Origin of the sequence: Pseudomonas sp. M1 (genome assembly GCF_022760135.1) — a bacterium.
Lineage (GTDB): Bacteria > Pseudomonadota > Gammaproteobacteria > Pseudomonadales > Pseudomonadaceae > Pseudomonas > Pseudomonas citronellolis.
This window is the reverse complement of sequence record NZ_CP094343.1, coordinates 6,910,411-6,929,672: the sequence shown is the minus strand read 5'-3', so window position 1 is coordinate 6,929,672 and position 19,262 is coordinate 6,910,411. Positions and strand designations below refer to the sequence as shown.

At 68.3% G+C, this 19,262-nt stretch carries 18 protein-coding genes; 8 read left to right on the top strand and 10 right to left on the bottom strand.

The window, feature by feature from the left end; all coding sequences use genetic code 11:
- Positions 1 to 96: 96 nt before the first annotated feature.
- From PM1_RS30810 to PM1_RS30790, 5 genes are all read right to left on the bottom strand, one after another.
- Positions 97 to 780, bottom strand: coding sequence for an SDR family oxidoreductase (locus tag PM1_RS30810; RefSeq protein WP_009614298.1), 684 nt, complete (start codon positions 778 to 780; stop codon positions 97 to 99).
- 41 nt (positions 781 to 821) lie between these two features.
- The gene (locus PM1_RS30805) at positions 822 to 1,622 is read right to left on the bottom strand and encodes an ABC transporter permease (protein ID WP_009614300.1); all 801 of its coding nucleotides are present in this window, start codon (positions 1,620 to 1,622) and stop codon (positions 822 to 824) included.
- Entirely contained in the window at positions 1,619 to 2,197 is a 579-nt protein-coding gene (locus PM1_RS30800) for an ABC transporter ATP-binding protein (RefSeq protein WP_024128864.1), read from the bottom strand. Before PM1_RS30800 ends, PM1_RS30805 begins: the two co-directional genes overlap by 4 nt.
- A gap of 242 nt (positions 2,198 to 2,439) precedes the next feature.
- Positions 2,440 to 3,747 (bottom strand): MFS transporter, encoded by a 1,308-nt coding sequence (locus tag PM1_RS30795; RefSeq protein WP_009614303.1) that lies wholly within the window; start codon positions 3,745 to 3,747, stop codon positions 2,440 to 2,442.
- A 537-nt stretch (positions 3,748 to 4,284) separates the two neighbouring features.
- Positions 4,285 to 5,082 (bottom strand): AraC family transcriptional regulator, encoded by a 798-nt coding sequence (locus PM1_RS30790; protein WP_024128863.1) that lies wholly within the window; start codon positions 5,080 to 5,082, stop codon positions 4,285 to 4,287.
- A 77-nt stretch (positions 5,083 to 5,159) separates the two neighbouring features.
- Between PM1_RS30790 and PM1_RS30785 the strand changes: the two genes are divergently transcribed.
- Both PM1_RS30785 and PM1_RS30780 read left to right on the top strand, forming a co-directional pair.
- Positions 5,160 to 6,776 carry a gamma-glutamyltransferase family protein gene (locus PM1_RS30785; protein ID WP_009614307.1) on the top strand — a complete coding sequence of 539 codons (1,617 nt, stop codon included), beginning with the start codon at positions 5,160 to 5,162 and terminating at the stop codon, positions 6,774 to 6,776.
- Between the two features lie 456 nt (positions 6,777 to 7,232).
- Positions 7,233 to 8,069 carry an outer membrane protein OmpK gene (locus PM1_RS30780; RefSeq protein WP_009614309.1) on the top strand — a complete coding sequence of 279 codons (837 nt, stop codon included), beginning with the start codon at positions 7,233 to 7,235 and terminating at the stop codon, positions 8,067 to 8,069.
- A 456-nt stretch (positions 8,070 to 8,525) separates the two neighbouring features.
- On the opposite strand, the gene PM1_RS30775 is transcribed toward PM1_RS30780, so the two are convergent.
- The 3 genes from PM1_RS30775 to PM1_RS30765 form a co-directional block, all read right to left on the bottom strand.
- Positions 8,526 to 9,443 (bottom strand): AEC family transporter, encoded by a 918-nt coding sequence (locus PM1_RS30775; RefSeq protein WP_009614312.1) that lies wholly within the window; start codon positions 9,441 to 9,443, stop codon positions 8,526 to 8,528.
- A 73-nt stretch (positions 9,444 to 9,516) separates the two neighbouring features.
- Complete coding sequence (gene cysC, locus PM1_RS30770) at positions 9,517 to 10,128, bottom strand: adenylyl-sulfate kinase (protein ID WP_009614315.1); 612 nt, start codon at positions 10,126 to 10,128, stop codon at positions 9,517 to 9,519.
- Complete coding sequence (locus tag PM1_RS30765) at positions 10,121 to 10,825, bottom strand: sulfotransferase family 2 domain-containing protein (protein ID WP_009614317.1); 705 nt, start codon at positions 10,823 to 10,825, stop codon at positions 10,121 to 10,123. The genes cysC and PM1_RS30765 overlap by 8 nt, the downstream gene beginning before the upstream one ends.
- Before the next feature lie 546 nt (positions 10,826 to 11,371).
- Between PM1_RS30765 and PM1_RS30760 the strand changes: the two genes are divergently transcribed.
- From PM1_RS30760 to PM1_RS30750, 3 genes are all read left to right on the top strand, one after another.
- Positions 11,372 to 12,355: an ABC transporter substrate-binding protein gene (locus PM1_RS30760; RefSeq protein ID WP_009614322.1), complete on the top strand. Its 984-nt coding sequence runs from the start codon at positions 11,372 to 11,374 to the stop codon at positions 12,353 to 12,355.
- 91 nt (positions 12,356 to 12,446) lie between these two features.
- Entirely contained in the window at positions 12,447 to 13,253 is an 807-nt protein-coding gene (locus tag PM1_RS30755) for an ABC transporter permease (protein ID WP_009614323.1), read from the top strand.
- A complete protein-coding gene (locus tag PM1_RS30750) occupies positions 13,241 to 14,074 on the top strand; it encodes an ABC transporter ATP-binding protein (RefSeq protein WP_009614324.1) in 834 nt (277 codons plus the stop codon). The genes PM1_RS30755 and PM1_RS30750 overlap by 13 nt, the downstream gene beginning before the upstream one ends.
- Positions 14,075 to 14,120: 46 nt before the next feature.
- Here PM1_RS30750 and PM1_RS30745 read toward each other — a convergent pair whose 3' ends face one another.
- Positions 14,121 to 14,591, bottom strand: a complete 471-nt coding sequence (locus PM1_RS30745; protein ID WP_009614325.1) for a nuclear transport factor 2 family protein — start codon at positions 14,589 to 14,591, stop codon at positions 14,121 to 14,123.
- A 293-nt stretch (positions 14,592 to 14,884) separates the two neighbouring features.
- Positions 14,885 to 15,877: a GlxA family transcriptional regulator gene (locus PM1_RS30740; RefSeq protein WP_009614326.1), complete on the bottom strand. Its 993-nt coding sequence runs from the start codon at positions 15,875 to 15,877 to the stop codon at positions 14,885 to 14,887.
- A 209-nt stretch (positions 15,878 to 16,086) separates the two neighbouring features.
- Here PM1_RS30740 and PM1_RS30735 point away from each other — a divergent pair, with 209 nt between their 5' ends.
- The 3 genes from PM1_RS30735 (at position 16,087) to PM1_RS30725 (ending at position 19,062) form a co-directional block, all read left to right on the top strand.
- A complete protein-coding gene (locus PM1_RS30735; RefSeq protein ID WP_009614328.1) occupies positions 16,087 to 17,025 on the top strand; it encodes a choline ABC transporter substrate-binding protein in 939 nt (312 codons plus the stop codon).
- Between the two features lie 74 nt (positions 17,026 to 17,099).
- A complete protein-coding gene (locus tag PM1_RS30730) occupies positions 17,100 to 17,987 on the top strand; it encodes a 3-keto-5-aminohexanoate cleavage protein (RefSeq protein WP_009614330.1) in 888 nt (295 codons plus the stop codon).
- A gap of 109 nt (positions 17,988 to 18,096) precedes the next feature.
- Positions 18,097 to 19,062, top strand: a complete 966-nt coding sequence (locus PM1_RS30725; RefSeq protein ID WP_009614331.1) for an L-carnitine dehydrogenase — start codon at positions 18,097 to 18,099, stop codon at positions 19,060 to 19,062.
- Positions 19,063 to 19,262: the final 200 nt, after the last annotated feature.

Genomic DNA, 19,262 nt, shown 5'->3' with positions numbered 1-19,262 from the left:
GGAAGCCAGCTCAGTGTTCACCCTGTCTGCTGATCCAGGTGCGCCTTGACCCGCAGGTCAGGCGTCGGCGCATGGTAACGCCGCCGCCGGCATCCGTCACCAGTCGATCGTCGTCCCCTGGTAGTCCAGGTAGTGCTGGCCGCCGCGCCCGGCGTAGGCCTCGACCTGGTCGATGAGCCCGGCGGCGCTGGTTTCCACGTCCAGCGGCGCAGCCTCGCCGCCCATATCGGTGCGTACCCAGCCGGGGTGCAGGTTGAGCACCGTCAGGCCGGTTTCACCCAGCCCGGCGACCAGGCTGCGGGTCAGCGAGTTCAGCGCCGCCTTGCTCGCCCGGTACAGCCCCATGCCGCCGGATTCGTTGCCGGCCACGCTGCCCAGTTCCGAGGTCATGAAGGCCAGCACCCCGCGCTGCGGCTCCAGCAGCGGCAGCAGGCGCTCGGCCAGGCGCAGCGGGGCCACGGCGTTGACCATGAACAGCTCGCCGACCTCCATCAGGCTGGCGTCCAGCGCAGACTGGTGCGCCGGGCCGTAGATGCCGGCGTTGATGTAGACCAGGTCGAAGCGCTGCCCGGCCAAGGTTTGGGCGAGGCGGTCCTGGGAGGCCGCGTCGTCCAGCACCAGGGATTCGACGCGCACCGGCAGGCTGTCCAGCACGCCGGCGTTGGCAGCGTCGCGCACGGTGGCGGTGACCTCCCAGCCGCGCGCCAGCAGCTGGTTCACCAGGCCCAGGCCGAGGCCGCGGGAGGCGCCGATGATCAGGGCGGAATTGGCAGTGCTCATGGGGCTCTCCCCTCGGGATGGAAAAGCCCCAGCATACCCGCTCAATCCTCGCCGCGCAGGCGGTCCAGGCGCAGGCGGTCGCGCTCGTCGGTGAGCCGCCAGGCCGACAGGTACACGGCGCCCAGGGCCGCGGCGAAGCCGGCGCCGACCAGCAGGAACATCAGCAGTATCTGGTAGCGCGCGGCGTCCAGCGGGTCCATGCCGGCGAGAATCTGCCCGGTCATGATCCCCGGCAGGGTGATGATGCCGGCGGCGGCCATCTGGTTCAGGGTGGGGATCAACCCGGTGTAGAGCGCGCGGCGCAGCACCCCGCCAAGCGCGGTGTAGCGGTCGGCGCCCAGGGCCAGGTGCGCCTCGATGGCGGCGCGCTCGCGGGTGACGCTGGCGAACACCTGGTTCAGCGCCAGGCTGGCGGCGTTCATCGCGGTGCCGAGGATGATGCCCACCAACGGGATGGCGTGCCGCGCGTCGTACCACGGCTGCGGCCGCAGGCTGCCGGCCAGGGCGAAGAGCGCGATGCCCAGGGTGGCGATGCCGACGCTGCTGCCGCCGATGCCCAGGTGCCAGAACCCGGCCAGCCGGCGGCGCTGCCGCGAGCCGACCTCGAAGCTGGCCGCGGCGAGCATCGCCAGCACCACCCCGGCGGTCAGCCAGGGCGAGGACAGGGCGAACACCTGGCGCAGGAACAGCCCCACCAGCACCAGTTGCACCACCAGGCGCACGGCGCTGACCAGCAGGGTGCGCTGCAGGCCCAGGCGCAGCGCCCAGGACAGCGCGGCGGCGGCCACTATCAGCAGCGCCGCCAGGGCCAGTTCCGGCAGGCCGAGCTGCAGCGGCGTCATGGTTGCACCTCGCCCAGGCCGTGTTCGTCGAGCTGCAGGTGGACGTCCGCCAGGCGCCGCGCCTGCCCGGCATCGTGGCTGACCACCAGCAGGCCCAGGCCTTCGGCCTTCAGGTCCTGCAGCAGTTGCTCGACGCCCTCGCGGCTGGCCGCGTCCAGCGCCGCCGTGGGTTCGTCCAGCAGCAGGAAGCGCGGCCGCTGCACCACCGCGCGCAGCAGGGCCAGGCGCTGGCGCTCGCCTGTGGATAACTGCGCCACCCGCGCCTGCAGCAGCGCCGGGTCGAGACGCACCCGCGGCAGCAGCGCCCGCACGGCGTCGAGGTCGGCGAAGTGCGCGGCGACGCCCTCCTCCCACCAACCGGATTCCGCCGCCACATAGGTGACCAGCCGCCGCCAGGCGCTGGCCGGCATACGCTCGCGCGCCACCCCGGCCAGGCTGACCTGGCCCTGGTTGGGGTCGAGGTCGGCGAGCATGCGCAACAACAGGCTCTTGCCGATGCCCGAAGGGCCGCTGAGCACCGTACAGCGACCGGGCGCCAGGTCGAGGTCGAACGGCCCGCTCAGCGCCCCGCGCAAGCCGCAGGCCCGCAGAGGCCCAAAGGGAATATCCAAAACGCTCATGAACTCGCGTCGTCAAGAAGTACGCCGCCGAGCATAACGTAGGGCGTATAACCGTTCGCGGTTATCCGCCGCTTCACCCATCTCCCCGCCCCCCATAAGCCCAACCCAGGCGACCCGAAAACGACGAGGCCCAGCAAATGCCGGGCCTCGTGGATAAAACGCCCCGGAGCAACCCCGGGGCCAGGGCACGCGCCCTATCAGTCGGTAGTGATCTTCGAATGCGTCCGGGTGTCCTTCATGGTCACGTAGACCAGCAGCGAGCAGGCGATGCAGCCGGTGACGTACCAGTAGAAGCCGCTCTCCATGCCGATGCTCTTGAACCACAGCGCCACGTACTCGGCGGTACCGCCGAAGATCGACACGGTCAGCGCGTAGGGCAGGCCCACGCCCAGGGCGCGGATCTCGGTGGGGAACAGCTCGGCCTTCACCACGGCGTTGATCGAGGTGTAGCCGCTGACGATCACCAGCGCCGCCATGATCAGGAAGAACGCGCCCCACCAGGTGTCGATGCTGTGCAGGGTGCTGAGGATCGGGTAGGTGAAGACGGTGCCCAGCACGCCGAAGGCGATCAGGATCGGGCGCCGGCCGATCTTGTCCGACAGCGCGCCGACGATGGGCTGCAGCAGCATGAACAGGAACAGGGTGGCGGCCGAGATCATGGTCGAGTCGGTCTTGCTCATGCCCACGGTGTTCACCAGGTACTTCTGCATGTACGTGGTGTAGGTGTAGAAGGCCAGGGTGCCGCCCATGGTCAGGCCGACCACGGTGAGGACTTCCTTGGGATGGCGCAGCAGGGTGCGCATCAGGCTTTCCTTGGGCTCTTCCTTCTTCTTGGCGAAGGACTCGGTCTCTTCCATGCCGCGACGCAGGAACATGGCGGTCACCGCGCACAGCGCGCCGATAAAGAAGGGCACGCGCCAGCCCCAGCTTTCCAGCTGTTCGACGGTCAGGGTCTGCTGCAGCACGATGAGCACCGCCAGGGCGATGAGCTGGCCGGAGATCAGCGTCACGTACTGGAAGCTGGAGAAGAAGCCGCGTTGTTCCTTGTTGGCCATCTCGCTGAGGTAGGTGGCCGAGGTGCCGTATTCGCCGCCGACCGACAGGCCCTGCAGCAGGCGCGCGAGCACCAGCAGGATGGGCGCGCCGACGCCGATGGTCTCGTAGCTGGGGGTCAGGGCGATGATCAGCGAGCCGAAGCACATCAGCAGCACCGAGGCCAGCAGCGCGGCCTTGCGGCCCTTGCGGTCGGCGTAGATGCCCATCAGCCAGCCGCCTATCGGGCGCATCAGGAAGCCCACGGCGAAGATCGCGGCGGTGTTGAGCAGCTGGGCGGTCATGTCGCCCTGGGGGAAGAAGGCCTTGGCGAAGTACAGCGAGAAGGCGGCGTAGACGTACCAGTCGTACCACTCCACCAGGTTGCCCACCGAGCCGCTGAAGATCGACTTGATGCGCTGGGAGGTCGTACGGGGCGCGGCAGAAGCGGAGACGGCGCTTGCGCTATCCATGGGTAATCCTCTTGTCGTTGTTGTCGTCGGGTGCGCGGACCACGAAACCGGCACCGGCGCGCCGCGAGGTGCGGCGCAGTGGGGAGGGCGATAGCAGGCAACGTGCCAAGGGCGCAAAGCCGCGTGGGGCAAGGGATTACGGGGTTTTCGTACAGCGTGGGCAGGCGGTTGGATGCCGATGGGCGGGGGTGGGTGAGCGGAAATCCGCTTATTTGGAGTGGCTTTTCGTTGGGGCGAGATGGCTCGCGAATGGTGGTCTGCCGGGGCTTCGGTGTTTGTCCTGAAGAGCGCCCTCTCCCTAACCCTCTCCCTGAAGGGAGAGGGGACCGTTCGGCGTGCGCTGATGTTTCGGCGTTAGCCGGCTACTCCGCGGGCATCAGGATGAAACCACACCTCCTCTCGGCACGGACAAACCCCCTCTCCCTTCAGGGAGAGGGCTGGGGAGAGGGTTGCGGAGTCAAACCAAAACACCGAGGCCGCCTGGAAACGCCGTTCGCGAGCAAGCTCGCTCCTACAGGAAGCGCAGACCGCAGCGGCTCAACGCTGCTTGAACAACTCCCCCGGCGTAAAGCCGAACAACCCCTTGAACGCGGCTATATAGGCCGAAGTGGAGTCATAGCCACAATCCAGCGCCGCAGCGGTCACGCTGGCGCCATCCTCCAGCACCCCCAGCGAACCCAGCAGCCGCTGGCGTTGGCGCCAGAGGCGGAAACTCATGCCGGTCTCGCGCTGGAACAGGCGCGAGAGGGTCTTTTCCGAGGTGCCCAGGCGTTGCGCCCAGTCGCCCAGGGTGAGGCTGGTGCTGGGCTGTTCGATCAGCGCCTGGCACAGCTGCAGCAGCCGCGGCTCCTGGGGCATGGGCAGGGAGAAGGCGACCTCCGGCAGGGTGCGCAGCTGGTCCAGCAGCACGTTCACCAGGCGCTGCTCGGGGCTGTCGCCCTGTGGATAATCCACCGGCAGCTCGCAGAAGCTCTTGATCAGCTCGCGGGCCAGCGGCGTCACCTCCAGCACCCGGCAGCGTGGCTCCGCCCAGGCGCAGGCCTCGGCGCTCAGGTACAGGCTGCGCATCTCCGCGCGGCCGGAGGTGACCACCTCGTGCTCCAGGTACGCCGGTATCCAGATGGCCCGCTGCGGCGGGGCGAAGAAGCTGCCCTCGGCGGTGTGCACGCCGAGCACCCCGCTGATGGCGTAGGACAGTTGCACCCAGGCGTGGTGGTGGCGGCCGGTCCAGGAGCCGGCGCGCAGGCTTTCGGCGCGCGCGTAGACCGGCCGCGGCAGGTCGTCGAGCGTGGGAATCGCGCGTTGCAGATGGGGGTGCTGTCCGTTCATCGCTATGCTTTGGCTTTGTATCGCTAGTGGACAGAGCCTGGCAGGGCTACCCTGCCGCCTCAAGCCGTCAACGGAGCCCGCCCATGCTGAATTTCTCCGCCCAGGAATATCCCTACGCTTCGCAACGCTCGCTGGTATACGCCCGGCGCGGCATGGTGGCCACCTCGCAGCCGCTGGCGGCGCAGGTCGGGCTGGACATGCTCAAGCGCGGCGGCAACGCGGTGGACGCCGCGGTGGCCACGGCGGCGGCGCTGACGGTGGTGGAGCCCACCGGTTGCGGCATCGGCGGCGATGCCTTCGCCCTGGTGTGGGTAAAGGACAGGCTGCACGGCCTGGACGCCGCCGGCTACGCGCCCGGGGCGCTGGACATCGGCACGCTGCGCGGCACCGGCCACGCGCGCATGCCGCTGTACGGCTGGACGCCGGTGACAGTGCCGGGCTGCCCGGCGGCCTGGGCCGAGCTGTCGGCGCGCTTCGGCCGGCTGCCCTTCGCCGAGCTGCTGGCGCCGGCCATCGAACTGGCCGAGCAGGGCTTCCCGGTCTCGCCGGTGATCGCCGGCCTCTGGCAGAGCGGCCTGGACAAGTTCCGCGGGGTGCGCGACGCGCACCCGGAACTGGCGGCCTGGTTCGACGAATTCCTCATCGACGGCCGCGCCCCGCGCGCCGGGGAAATCTTCCGCAACCCCGGCCAGGCGCAGACCTTGCGCGAACTGGCGCAAAGCCGCTGCGAGAGCTTCTACCGCGGCGCCCTGGCCCAGCGCATCGCCGCCCACGCCCGGGCCAGCGGCGGCTACCTGGACGAGGCCGACCTGGCCGGCTACCGCGCCCAGTGGGTCGAGCCCATCGCGCTGAACTACCGCGGCTACGACGTCTGGGAAATCCCCCCGGCCGGCCAGGGCCTGGTGGCGCTGATGGCGCTGAACATCCTCAAGGGCTTCGAATTCGGCGAACGCGACAGCCCGGACACCTGGCACCGCCAGCTGGAGGCCATGAAGCTGGCCTACGCCGACGGCCGCGCCTACATCGGCCAGCCGGACGCCATGCGCTTCAGCGTCGCCGACCTGCTCAGCGACGACTACGCCGCCAGCCGCCGCGCGCTGATCGGCGAGCGCGCCCTGGAACCGCACCCGGGCAAGCCACGGGCCGGCGGCACCGTGTACCTCGCCACGGGCGACGGCGAGGGCAACCTGGTGTCGTTCATCCAGAGCAACTACCACGGCTTCGGCTCCGGCGTGGTGGTGCCCGGCACCGGCATCGCCCTGCAGAACCGCGGCGCCGAGTTCAGCCTCGACGCCGCGCACGTCAACGCCCTGGCCCCGGGCAAGAAGACCTTCCACACCATCATCCCCGGCTTCCTCAGCAAGGGCGGCGTACCCCTGGGCCCGTTCGGCGTGATGGGCGCCTACATGCAGCCCCAGGGCCACGTACAGATGGTGATGAACCTGGTGGACTTCGGCCTCAACCCCCAGGCCGCGCTGGACGCCCCGCGCTGGCAGTGGCTGGGCGACAAGCGCATCGGCATCGAGCACGGCGCGCCGCGCAGCCTGGCGGCGGTGCTCAGCCGCCGCGGCCACCACGTGGAAGTGGCCCACGACCTGAGCAGCTACGGGCGCGGCCAGATCATCCTGCGCGACCCGCGCAGCGGCGTGCTCTGCGGCGGCACCGAGCCGCGCACCGACGGGCAGATCGCCGCCTGGTGAGACTGCCGTCGGGCCGGCGGAGGTGCTTGCGCGGCGCAGCTCTGGCATCATCCGCGCCCGGAAAGGCCGCGGCCGCCCGCAAGGTGGCCGCCGGGGCACTTGTGTAGATTCTTCACAGCAAATTTGTATACATATTTTGAATTGATTCCATTCAACTCAAAGAAAATGTGTATTCAATAAGCCCTGCCCATGCTCGCCAAAATGGCGCTTCGGCACGCTGCGCTGCCCTGTGCGAAGGCACGACCTGTCCCGTGAGTCAGGTTTTTGCCCGATCCCAGGCCTTCGCCGGCCGCGACGCAGGCCTATGAAAAAGCATGGCTTTTCCCGAAACCGAAAAGAAAACCCGGCCCGCGCCCGGCGTTGGCCCCGATCTTGCATAGGCAGGCCAAGCCTGACCGAGTGGACAGGTTCAGAATTCCAACTAGATCGCAGCACTTCAAAACCTAGGAGCACCACATGACTCGCACCCTCGCATCCCTGCTGCTCGCCGGCGGGCTGCTGGCTACCGGCCAGGCCATGGCCGGCGGCGAAGACCTCACCCCCGCGCCGGCCAGCAACGACGGCCCGCTGATCTGGCATAACGAAAGCCTGACCTACCTGTGGGGCAAGAACTTCAAGGTCAACCCGCCGATCCAGCAGACCTTCACCTTCGAGAGCGCGAGCGCCTGGACCTGGGGCGACATCTGGTTCTTCGTCGACCAGATCAACTACAACGGCAAGGAAGACAGCCAGAACGGCAAGAACACCTACTACGGCGAGTTCAGCCCGCGCCTGTCGTTCGGCAAGATCACCGGCGCCGACCTGTCGCTGGGCCCGATCAAGGACGTGCTGCTGGCCACCACCTACGAATTCGGCGAAGGCGACACCGAGGCCTACCTGATCGGCCCGGGCTTCGACCTGGCCCTGCCCGGCTTCGACTACTTCCAGCTGAACTTCTACTACCGCAAGCCCGACGGCAACCGCGTACCCTCCGGCGCCTGGCAGATCACCCCGGCCTGGGCCGTGACCATCCCGGTGGGCAACTCCGACATCCTCTTCGACGGCTTCATGGACTGGGTGGTCAACAACAAGAGCGCCAGCGCCAGCGAACGCGGCCAGAGCGACTACCACGCCAACCTGCACTTCAACCCGCAGATCAAGTACGACCTGGGCAAGGCCATGGGCTACGAGGCCAAGCACCTGTACGTGGGCGTGGAGTACGACTACTGGTCCGACAAGTACGGGATCAAGGATTCGCAGTTCTTCACCACCGACCAGAACACCACCAGTTTGTTGGTGAAGTACCACTTCTGATTGGGGCTGGGCGCTTTTCTATTCTGTAGGAGCGAGCTTGCTCGCGAACGGTGTTTCCAGGTGGCTTCGGTGCCTGGCCTGAAGAGCGCCCTCTCCCTAACCCTCTCCCTGAAGGGAGAGGGGACCGTTGGGCAGATGCTGATGTTCTGGAGTCAGCCGGCAACACCGAAGGTTTCCGGCTGAAACCATTCCTCCTCTCGGCACAGACTAGCCCCCTCTCCCTGAAGGGAGAGGGGACCGTTCGGAGTGCTTGGGTGTTCTGGAGTCAGCCGGCAACACCGCAGGTTTCCGGCTGAAACCATTACTCCTCTCGGCACGGACAAGCCCCCTCTCCCTTCAGGGCGGGGCGCGCAGCCGAGGGCTGGGGAGAGGGTTGCGGAGTCAAACTGCAACACCGAGGCCACCGGGAAACGCTGTTCGCGAGCGAGCTCGCTCCTACGAGAAGCCCCCACAGCGTCACCCCGCCAGCGCTTGCACCACTCCCATCACCAGCAACAAACTCCCCCCCGCCAGCAACGTCTGCAGCGTGATGATCCCCGCCATCAGGTGACTATCCCCACCCAATTGCCGCGTCAGCACATAGGCCGTGGGCGCCGTCGGCAAGGCGAAGAACAGCACGAACACCGCCGACTCCAGCGGCGCCAGGCCGAGCAGCTGGGCGCAGGCGAAGGCCAGCGCGGGCATCGCCAGCAGGCGCGTGGCGCAGCTGCCCAGCAGCACCGGCAGTTCCGCGCGCAGTTCCTTCGGTTGCAGCGCGGCGCCCACGCAGAGCAGGCCCAGCGGCAGGCTGGCCACCGCCAGCAGGTCGAACAGCCGGGCGCTGCCGCCGCCCAGTTCCAGGCCGGCCAGGTTGACCAGGGCGCCGGCGGCGCAGGCGAGGATCAGCGGGTTCTTCAGGATCGGCAGCAGCAGCGCGCGGGCGCTGATGCCGCGTTCGGCGGTCAGCGCCCAGACCGACATCAGGTTCACCGTCGGCACCATCAGCGCCAGCATCAGCGCCGCCAGGGTCAGGCCTTCCTTGCCGTACAGGCTGCCCACCGCGGCCAGGCCCAGGTAGGTGTTGAAGCGCAGCACGCCCTGGGCGATGGCGCCGAAGCGCGGCGCGCTCCAGGCGCGCAGGCGCCGGCTGGCCAGCAGCGCCAGCCAGGCGCCGCCCAGGCCCAGGGCCACCGCCAGGGCCAGGCGGCCCAGCCCCGGGTCGCGCAGCGGCGCCTTGGCCAGGCTGGCGAACAGCAGCGCGGGGAACAGGATGAAGTAGTTCAGGCGTTCGGCCGCCGGCCAGAAGGCCTCGCCGGGGAAGCCGCGGCGGCGCAGCAGGTAGCCGCCGACGATGAGCGCGAAGAGCGGCCAGAGGGCCTCGAAGAGTACGGACACGGATACCCCGCGGCGGTGGTTGGGCGCCCATCTTGCCCAGCCGCGCGCGGCGACGGCAAGCCGGGCCCGGAACTCAGGCCGGACCGGGGCGGCAGCGCTGCAGGACCAGCCCGAGCAGCCTACGGCAGGCCTCGTCGGTGGAGGTGTCGGTGGCGTCCACTTCGAAGTCGGCGTCCAGCGGCGGCTCGTAGGGGCTGTCGATGCCGGTGAAGTTGCGCAGGCGGCCTTCCCGGGCGGCCTTGTACAGGCCCTTGGGGTCGCGCTCGGCGCAGGTCCGCAGCGGCGTGCTGAGGTAGACGCTAAGGAACTCGTCGGCCGGGAACAGCGCGCGGGCGGCATCGCGCTCGGCGCGGAACGGCGAGATGGCGGCGACTATCACCACCAGCCCGGCCTCGGTCATCAGCCGCGCGGCATGGGCCAGGCGGCGGATGTTCTCGCGGCGGCCCTCGGGGCTCATGTCCAGGTCGCTGCACAGGCCGCCGCGGACCTGGTCGCCATCGAGCAGGAAGCTGTGCACGCGCTCGCGGTGCAGGGCCAGCTCCAGGGCGTTGGCCAGGCTCGACTTGCCCGAGCCGGACAGGCCGGTCAGCCAGATGCAGCAGGGGCGCTGGCCCTTGAGCGCGGCGCGGGCTTCGCGGCGCACGCTGCCGGTGACGGGGAACAGGGGTACTTTGAGGTCACTCATAGCCAAGCAGTTGGTAGTCGCGTTGATAGGCGCGGCGCACCAGGCGCCGCGTGCGAGTGCTGCAGAAGTCCCGGGCCGGGCCGGCCTGGCGTTGCCGCGAGGCGTTCAGGTGGGGCAGCTGGCCGCTGATGCCCAGGTGCTCGCACAGCGTCTGGAAGTCCGCTTCCAGGTTCTCCTGGCGGCCGATGAAGTCCAGCCCCAGGTGGCCGAGGGAATCACAGAGGAAGGCCACCTGCGGCACGAAATGCAGCTGGCGCTGGAGGTTGTCCGGGTGCAGCCAGCGGTCGACGAAGTCGTCGAAGTCGCGGAACTGGCAGACCAGCTGGTGCGCCGCCCGGTCGCGCTGCGGCAGCTGGTTGCCGCGCAGGTAGGCATAGGCCGAGTAGGCGCGCTCCAGCGGGTCGCGGACGAAGCTGAACTTGAAGCTTTCGGCGTATTCGCCGGGGAACTGCTGCTCGTACCAGTACAGAGGCAGGTGGCCGGGGCGCCCGCCGTCGAACAGCGCCGCGCAGAGGCTGCTGCCGGCGCACTTGGGCACGTGCACGAACAGGCAGCGGCGCTCGCGGAAATACGCGGGGAAATGGGCGTTGCCGGACATCGCCTTGTTGACGATCTGGCGTTCCTGCACCGGCAGGCGGCTGAGCAGGAAGTTGCGCTGGACCTTGGGCAGCAGCTTCCAGAAGTAGCGTTGCAGCATGGGGACTCTCGAACGCCGGAGGGTCGCTCCGGTGGTTTTCCTTGGACGGCGGGAGGGCCCCGGCCTTAAGGAAACCTTAACAGGCCCGTGTCTGGCGATTATTCCGTGTTGGTCAAGAAGGTAAGGTTTCCGATACACGGCGACGTGGGCCTTGTGGCTTGCAGGTCCATCCGGGGCGGTTTCCGACGGCCGGGGGAGTCTATTCCCGGCCCGGCGCGGCGCCCACGGCGAAAAGGATGCACAAAGCGTAGGAAATCCCTGAGGAAGTGACTGGCAGCCCGCCGCCGGTCGAGGCGCCACGAACGCGGCAAGCCCGGGCCCCGGCGGCGAAAGGCAGCTTTTTCTTATGTCGCAACGACATATTTAATAATTTTCCGAGCCTCCCGCTTCCGCCACCATCCGCCCTGTCACGTGCCGCCCGCCTTTCGGGCCCAGGGGCCACAGAGCCCATCGCCGCGCACGTTCCGCTTCGCTGTGAAACCTCCGGCCATCTGGCCACTGCCGCAGTTATCCAATAACAAGCCCAACAGGCTGTGGGAGTGCTTCATGAACAAGTCCTTGCTTGCGCGTTTCACCCGTCCCCTCGCCCTCGCCGGGCTGCTCGCCGGCGCCGCCGCGACGGCCCAGGCCGGCACCCTGTCCATCGGCCATACCACCTGGGTCGGCTACGGCACCCTGTACCTGGCCCGCGACCTGGGCTACTTCAAGGAGCAGGGCCTGGACCTGCAGCTCACCCCCATCGAGGAAGCGGCGATGTACATGGCCGCCCAGGCCTCCGGCAAGCTCTCCGGCTCCGCCTCGACCATCGACGAAATCCTCAAGTACCGCCCGCAGTTCTGCTTCAAGGCCGTGGCCGCGCTGGACGACAGCCATGGCGGCGACGGCGTGCTGGTGGGCAAGGACGTCACCAGCCTGGCCCAGCTCAAGGGCCAGGAAGTGGCGGTCAACGAAGGCTCGGTGTCGCAGTTCTGGCTGTCGTACCTGCTGAAGAACGCCGGCATGAGCATGAGCGACATCAAGGTGCAGAACATGACCGCCGACGATGCCGCCACCGCCTTCATCGCCGGGCGCATCCCCGCCGCGGTGACCTGGGAGCCGCACCTGTCGATGGTGCGCCAGAAGCAGCAGGGCAAGGTGCTGGTGGACAGCACCAGCACCCCCGGGGTGATCGTCGACGTGGTGGCGCTGAACTGCGACGTCATCGACAAGCAGCCCGACGACGTCAAGGCCCTGGTCAAGGGCCTGTACAAGGCCGTGCAGTACACCAAGGAGCACCCGCAGGAGGCCTACGCCATCATGGCCAAGGGCGTCGGCGGCTACCTGTCCGACCCCAAGGACCTGGCCGAGGCGGCCAAGGGCGTGCGCTTCTATGACGAGGCCATGAGCGAGAAGCTCCTCGGCGCCCCCGGCAAGGCCGGCGACATCAAGGACATCATCGGCCTGGCCAACGAGACCTGGACGCAACTGCAGGGCAAGACCTTCCAGGTCAGCTACGACGACCTGGTGGACACCCGCTTCGTCGCCCAGTGAACCCGGCGGGCCGCGCGCCCGCCCCTCCCCATCCCCGTTCCACAGCATCCTGGCGGAAGGCTTGCGGCCGTCCGCATGGAGGTAATCCACGATGTCACGTCCGAATAAATCCTGGCTCAACCGCTGCCTGACGCCCAAGGTCGAGCTGCCGGTGCGCCTGGTGTGGTCCGCCAGCGCCCTGTGCTGGCTGCTGGTGTTCGGCCTCTGGGCCCTGCTCTCCTACGGCGGCGTGGTGCCGGCGATGTTCCTGCCCAGCCCCGGCGCGGTACTGGACGCCGCCGTGCGCCTGGGCCGCGACGGCACCCTGGGCACCCACGTGCTGGCCAGCGTCGAGGTGGTGATGATCGGCTTCCTGGTCTCGTCCCTGGTGGCCGTGCCCCTGGGCCTGCTGATGGGCAGCTTCCGCATCGTCCAGGCCTTCCTCGAACCGCTGGTGAACTTCATCCGCTACCTGCCGGTGACCTCCTTCGTGCCGCTGTTCATCCTGTGGATCGGCATCGGCATCGAGCAGCGCGTCACGGTGATCATCTTCGGCGTGTTCTTCCAGCAACTGGTGATGATCGCCGACGTCTCCCGCGGCGTCGCCAAGGACCTGGTCAACGCCTCATACACCCTGGGCTGCACGCGCCGCGACGTGGTGCTGCACGTGCTCGGCCCGGCCTCGCTGCCCGGCGTGCTGGACACCCTGCGGGTGACCATGGGCTGGGCCTGGACCTACCTGGTGGTGGCCGAGCTGGTCGCCGCCTCCAGCGGCCTGGGCTACATCAGCCTCAAGGCCATGCGCGGCTTCCAGGTGGACGTGATCTTCCTGGCCATCGCCATCATCGGCCTGCTCGGGCTGATCACCGACCAACTCTTCCGCATCCTCCGACTGAAGGTGGCCTCATGGGCGCAGTAGCAGCCATGCAACGCAACGACGCGGCACCGGCCGCACAAGGGGCGCAGCCGGCGCGGCTGCGCGTGGACCAGGTCAGCCTGCGCTACCGCACCCCCGAGGGCGGCACCTTCGCCGCGCTGGAGAAGGTCTCCTTCGAGGTGCCGGACCAGCAGTTCGCGGTGATCGTCGGCCCCTCCGGCTGCGGCAAGTCGAGCCTGCTGTACCTCACCGCCGGGCTGTCCGAGCCCACCGAGGGCGACATCTACGTCGGCGGCCAGCGCGTCGACGGCCCCGGCGCCGACCGCGGCATGGTGTTCCAGAGCTACACCCTGTTCCCCTGGCTGACCGTGCGCGAGAACGTCGAGTTCGGCCTGAAGCGCCGCGGCCTGCCGGCCGCCGAGCGCAAGGAGATCGTCGACTATTACCTCAACGAAGTGGGCCTGGCCAACTTCGCCGGCAACTACCCCAAGCAGCTCTCCGGCGGCATGATGCAGCGCGTGGCCATCGCCCGTGCGCTGGCCAACGACCCGCAGATCCTGCTGATGGACGAGCCCTTCGGCGCCCTCGACAGCCAGACGCGCATGCAGATGCAGAAGCTGCTGCTGCGCGTGTGGGACCACAGCAAGAAGACCGTGGTGTTCGTCACCCACGACATCGACGAAGCCATCCTGCTGGGCGACCGCGTCTACGTCATGGGCGCCCGCCCGGGGCGCATCAAGCGCATCCTCGACGTGCCCATCGAGCGCCCGCGCTCGCTGGACATGGTGATGGACCGCCCGTTCATCGAGATGAAGCGCGAAATCCTCGGGCTGCTCCACGACGACCTGGAAGAGGCGCACTGAAAGCCCACCGCGGGGGCGGGGCGCCCGCCTCGCTCCCGCGGCCGGCTCAGAGTCCGAGATCGCTCAGCGACGGGTGATCGTCCGGGCGCCGGCCCAGCGGCCAGCGGAACAGCCGCTCGTCCTCGCTGATGGGCAGGTCGTTGATGCTGGCATGGCGTTCGACCATCAGGCCCTGCTCGTCGAAGGCCCAGTTCTCGTTGCCGTAGGAGCGGAACCAGTTGCCCGAGTCGTCGTGCCACTCGTAGGCGAAGCGCACGGCGATGCGCTCGCCGGTGAAGGCCCAGAGTTCCTTGATCAACCGGTAGTCCAGTTCGCGGCGCCACTTGCCGGTGAGGAACTCGACGATCTGCATGCGGCCGCGGATGAAGGTGGAGCGGTTGCGCCAGCTGCTGTCCGGGCTGTAGGCCAGGGACACGCGCTGCGGGTCGCGGCTGTTCCAGCCATCCTCGGCGGCGCGCACCTTCTGGATGGCGGTCTCGCGGGTGAAGGGCGGCAGGGGTGGGCGGGCTTCGCTCATGATGGGGGCTCCTGGGGTGGGGGTTCCGGTCATGGTGCGCCTGGGGTGGCTGTGGAGGAATGACAGGCATCCCACGGATGTTGCCAAGGCGCCGAACGGCTTTTCGTAGGAGCTCGCGAACGGTGCTCACCTGGGGCTTCGGTGCTCGTCCTGGAGAGCGCCCTCTCCCTAACCCTCTCCCTGAAGGGAGAGGGGACCGTTCGGAGTGCGCTGATATTTCGGTGTTAGCCGGCTTGTACCGAGTGTCCGACTAATACCAAATCCTTTCTCGGCACAGACTGCCCCCTCTCCCTTCAGGGAGAGGGCTGGGGAGAGGGGCTCTTGGAAACACTCACCGAAGCCCCACCCGCAAACACCCCCCGATCCTCCCGCGGACAAACCCCGAACCTGGCCCGATAACTGCGCGACAGATACGAAGGCGACTCGAACCCACAGGCCAACCCCACCTCCAGCACGCTCATCTCCGTCTGCCGCAACAGCTGCCGGGCCTTGTCCAGGCGCAAGCCGAGGTAGAAGTTCGACGGCGTATCGTTCAGGTGCAGGCGGAACAGGCGCTCCAACTGGCGGCGGGTGACCTGGATGCGCTCGGCCAGGTCCAGGGTGGAGAGCGGCGGCTCGGTGTGCCTTTCCATCTCGCCCAGCACCTGGATCAGCTTCTTGTTGGTCACCCCGTAGCGCGTCGCCAGTTGCAGGCGCTGGTGATCCTGGCGGGTGCGGATGCGCCCGACCACGAACTGCTCGGAAACCTGCACCGCCAGCTCCGGGCCCTGGGCGCGGGCGATCAGGTCGAGCATCAGGTCGATGGACGCCGTGCCGCCGGCGGAGGTGATGCGCGAGCCGTCGATCTCGAACAGCTCCTGGGTCGCCTGCAACTGTGGATAAGTCTCCCGGAAGGCGTCCAGCGCCTCCCAGTGCAGCGTGCAGCGATGGCGGTCGAGCAGGCCGGCCTCGGCGAGGACGAAGCTGCCGGTGTCGATGCCGCCGAGGGTCACGCCCTCGCGGTCGAGGCGGCGCAGCCAGTGCAGCAGCGCCGGGGTGCAGGCCTGCAGCGGGTCGAAGCCGGCCACCACGAACAAGGTGTCGCCGCGGCCCAGGGCTTCCAGGGCGCCGTCGGCGTTCATCGACATGCCGCTGCTGGCCAGCACCGGGCCGCCGTCGACGCTCAGCAGGTGCCAGCGGTAGAACCCGCCGCGGAAGCGGTTGGCGACGCGCAGCGGCTCCACGGCGGAGATGAACCCCATCAGGGAAAAACCGGGCAGCAGGAGGAACCAGAAGTCGTTCGACATGGCCTCATCCAGGTGATTCGGGCGGCGATCCACCGGTATGGAACATTTGTCCGGCCCTGGCAATGGCCGAGGTCGCCAGCGTGCAAGTGCAGGTCGCCGGAGTGCGATTTTCCGTCGCAGGCCCTGCGTAATTTGAACACCAGCCACCGCCGCGCGGGGCCATGACACAACAACGATAACCATTGCCGCAAAGGCCTTGAGGAGAAGTCATGAAGCTATCGATCAAAGCGGGCGCCTGCGCCGCGCTGTTCACCCTGGTCAGCAGCGCCTGGGCCGCCGAGCCGGCGTCGTGCCAGAACGTGCGCATGGGCTCGGTGAACTGGACCGACGTGGTGGCCAGCAGCGCCGTGGCCGAGGCCCTGCTCGACGGCCTGGGCTACAAGGTCAAGCAGACCAGCGCCTCGCAGCAGATCATCCTGGCCGGCATGGCCGACAAGCAGCTCGACGTCTTCCTCGGCTACTGGCAGCCGACCATGCAGCCGGTGGCCAAGCCCTACCTGGACAAGCAGCAGATCGAAGTCATCACCCCGGCCACCCTGGGCGATGCGCAATCCACCTACGCGGTGCCCACCTACGTCTACGACGGCGGCCTGAAGACCTTCGCCGACATCGCCAAGTTCCGCGACAAGCTGGACAACAAGATCTACCTGATCGAGCCGGGCAGCGGCTCCAACCGCATCACCGCGGACATGATCGCCAAGGACAAGTTCGGCCTGAAGGGCTTCCAGGTCGTCGAGTCCAGCGAGGCCGGCATGCTCACCGCGGTCAAGCGCGCCATCAAGCGCCAGCAGTGGGTGGTGTTCTTCGGCTGGAAACCGCACCCGATGAACCTGCAGATCGACATGAAATACCTCACCGGCAGCGACGACGTGTTCGGCCCCAACGAAGGCGCCGCCACCGTCTCCATCATGACCGCCGCCGGCTACCAGGCGCAGTGCGGCAACGTCGCCAAGCTGCTGCACAACCTGCGCTTCAGCAGCCAGGAAGTCAGCCAGGTGATGGAGCCCATCCTCGACCGCAGCCAGCCGCTGGACGCCGCCCGCGCCTGGCTCAAGGCCCATCCCGACCAGCTCAAGGCCTGGCTCGCTGGGGTGACCACCTTCGACGGCAAGCCGGCAGAACCGGCCTTCGTCGCCAGCCTGAAGTAAGCCAATAACGCCCCACCCTTGCGCGGCGTGCCCGCCGCGCAGGGCCCCCGTACGCCTGAAGAAAGGACACCACCGTGAACCATGAAGTCATAGTCACCTGCGCGGTGACCGGCGCCGGCGACACCGTCGGCAAGCACCCGGCCATTCCCGTCACCCCCAAGGAAATCGCCGCCGCCGCCATCGAGGCGGCCAAGGCCGGCGCCACCGTGGCCCACTGCCACGTGCGCGACCCGCAGACCGGCAAGCCCAGCCGCGACGTGAACCTCTACCGCGAGGTGGTGGAGCGCATCCGCGAAAGCGACACCGACGTCATCATCAACCTCACCGCCGGCATGGGCGGCGACCTGGAGATCGGCAAGGGCGAGCAGCCCCTGGAGTTCGGCGCCGGCACCGACCTGGTCGGCCCGCTGGAACGCCTGGCCCACGTCGAGGCGCTGCTGCCGGAGATCTGCACCCTGGACTGCGGCACCCTGAACTTCGGCGACGGCGACTTCATCTACGTCTCCACCCCGGCCCAGCTGCGCGCCGGCGCCAAGCGCATCACCGAACTGGGGGTGAAGGCCGAGCTGGAAATCTTCGACACCGGCCACCTGTGGTTCGCCAAGCAGATGCTCAAGGAAGGCCTGCTGGAAGACCCGCTGATCCAGATCTGCCTGGGCATCCCGTGGGGCGCGCCGGCCGACACCACCACCATGAAGGCCATGGCCGACAACATCCCCGAGGGCCTCACCTGGGCCGGCTTCGGCATCGGCCGCTCGCAGATGCCCATGGTCGCCCAGGCCATGCTGCTGGGCGGCAACGTGCGGGTGGGCCTGGAAGACAACATCTGGCTGGACCGCGGCGTACACGCCAGCAACGGCAGCCTGGTGGAACGCGCCATCGAGATCATCGAACGCCTCGGCGGCCGCGCCCTGACCCCGGCCGAGGGGCGCAAGAAGATGAACCTCAAGCCCCGCCCCTGAAACCCGCTTTTCGTAGGAGCGAGCTTGCTCGCGAACGGCTCCGCAGCGGACCCGGTTCGCGAGCAAGCTCGCGCCTACAGGCCATCCCCCTTTCCCGCTGGAGCCCTTCATGTCCTACATCACCGAAATCAAGACCTTCGCCGCCCTCGGCAGCGGCGTCATCGGCAGCGGCTGGATCGCCCGCGCCCTGGCCCATGGCCTCGACGTGGTCGCCTGGGACCCGGCGCCGGGCGCCGAGGCCGCCCTGCGCCAGCGCGTGGCCAACGCCTGGCCGGCGCTGCAGAAGGCCGGGCTGGTGCCCGGCGCGTCCCAGGAACGCCTGAAGTTCGTCGACACCATCGAGGAATGCGTGCGCGACGCCGACTTCATCCAGGAAAGCGCCCCCGAGCGCCTGGACCTGAAGTGCGAGCTGCACGCCAGGATCAGCGCCGCCGCCAAGCCCAACGCGCTGATCGGCTCCAGCACCTCGGGCCTGCTGCCCAGCGAGTTCTACGCCGACGCCACGCACCCCGGGCGCTGCGTGGTCGGCCACCCGTTCAACCCGGTGTACCTGCTGCCGCTGGTGGAAGTGGTGGGCGGGCAGAAGACCGACCCGGCGGCCATCCAGGCAGCCATCGCGGTGTATCGCAGCCTGGGCATGCGCCCGCTGCACGTGCGCAAGGAAGTCCCCGGCTTCATCGCCGACCGCCTGCTCGAAGCGCTCTGGCGCGAGGCCCTGCACCTGGTCAACGACGGCGTCGCCAGCACCGGCGAGATCGACGACGCCATCCGCTTCGGCGCCGGCCTGCGCTGGTCGTTCATGGGCACCTTCCTGACCTACACCCTGGCCGGCGGCAACGCCGGGATGCGCCACTTCATGGCCCAGTTCGGCCCGGCCCTGCAACTGCCCTGGACCTACCTGCCGGCGCCGGAGCTGACCGAATCGCTGATCGACAAGGTGGTCGAAGGCACCGCCGAGCAGCAGGGCAACCGCAGCATCGCCGAGCTGGAGCGCTACCGCGACGACTGCCTGCTGGCAGTGCTCGGCGCCATCAAGGACACCAAGGCACGCCACGGCTTCGCCTTCGTCGACTAAGAACCTGCCAGGATTTGCTGCGCGTCGGCATAACTGCGTTAAAAACAGGCGGTGACTGCTCATTTACGGCAAGTAAACTCCGCGTCCCCGCCTGTTTTCGCCTTGTTCTGCTCTAGCTCGCGAAATCCTGATCAGGTTCTACCCTGTCTATCCGCCCGCTCCGAATGGCCCTCTCCCTTCAGAGAGAGGGCTGGGGAGAG

What these genes read in the sequence shown, in the direction of transcription:
- PM1_RS30810 (WP_009614298.1), bottom strand. Translation starts at nt 780, where the DNA reads ATGAGCACTGCCAATTCCGCCCTGATCATCGGCGCCTCCCGCGGCCTC.
- PM1_RS30805 (WP_009614300.1), bottom strand. Translation starts at nt 1,622, where the DNA reads ATGACGCCGCTGCAGCTCGGCCTGCCGGAACTGGCCCTGGCGGCGCTG.
- PM1_RS30795 (WP_009614303.1), bottom strand. Translation starts at nt 3,747, where the DNA reads ATGGATAGCGCAAGCGCCGTCTCCGCTTCTGCCGCGCCCCGTACGACC.
- PM1_RS30785 (WP_009614307.1), top strand. Translation starts at nt 5,160, where the DNA reads ATGCTGAATTTCTCCGCCCAGGAATATCCCTACGCTTCGCAACGCTCG.
- PM1_RS30780 (WP_009614309.1), top strand. Translation starts at nt 7,233, where the DNA reads ATGACTCGCACCCTCGCATCCCTGCTGCTCGCCGGCGGGCTGCTGGCT.
- cysC (WP_009614315.1), bottom strand. Translation starts at nt 10,128, where the DNA reads ATGAGTGACCTCAAAGTACCCCTGTTCCCCGTCACCGGCAGCGTGCGC.
- PM1_RS30765 (WP_009614317.1), bottom strand. Translation starts at nt 10,825, where the DNA reads ATGCTGCAACGCTACTTCTGGAAGCTGCTGCCCAAGGTCCAGCGCAAC.
- PM1_RS30760 (WP_009614322.1), top strand. Translation starts at nt 11,372, where the DNA reads ATGAACAAGTCCTTGCTTGCGCGTTTCACCCGTCCCCTCGCCCTCGCC.
- PM1_RS30755 (WP_009614323.1), top strand. Translation starts at nt 12,447, where the DNA reads ATGTCACGTCCGAATAAATCCTGGCTCAACCGCTGCCTGACGCCCAAG.
- PM1_RS30750 (WP_009614324.1), top strand. Translation starts at nt 13,241, where the DNA reads ATGGGCGCAGTAGCAGCCATGCAACGCAACGACGCGGCACCGGCCGCA.
- PM1_RS30745 (WP_009614325.1), bottom strand. Translation starts at nt 14,591, where the DNA reads ATGAGCGAAGCCCGCCCACCCCTGCCGCCCTTCACCCGCGAGACCGCC.
- PM1_RS30740 (WP_009614326.1), bottom strand. Translation starts at nt 15,877, where the DNA reads ATGTCGAACGACTTCTGGTTCCTCCTGCTGCCCGGTTTTTCCCTGATG.
- PM1_RS30735 (WP_009614328.1), top strand. Translation starts at nt 16,087, where the DNA reads ATGAAGCTATCGATCAAAGCGGGCGCCTGCGCCGCGCTGTTCACCCTG.
- PM1_RS30725 (WP_009614331.1), top strand. Translation starts at nt 18,097, where the DNA reads ATGTCCTACATCACCGAAATCAAGACCTTCGCCGCCCTCGGCAGCGGC.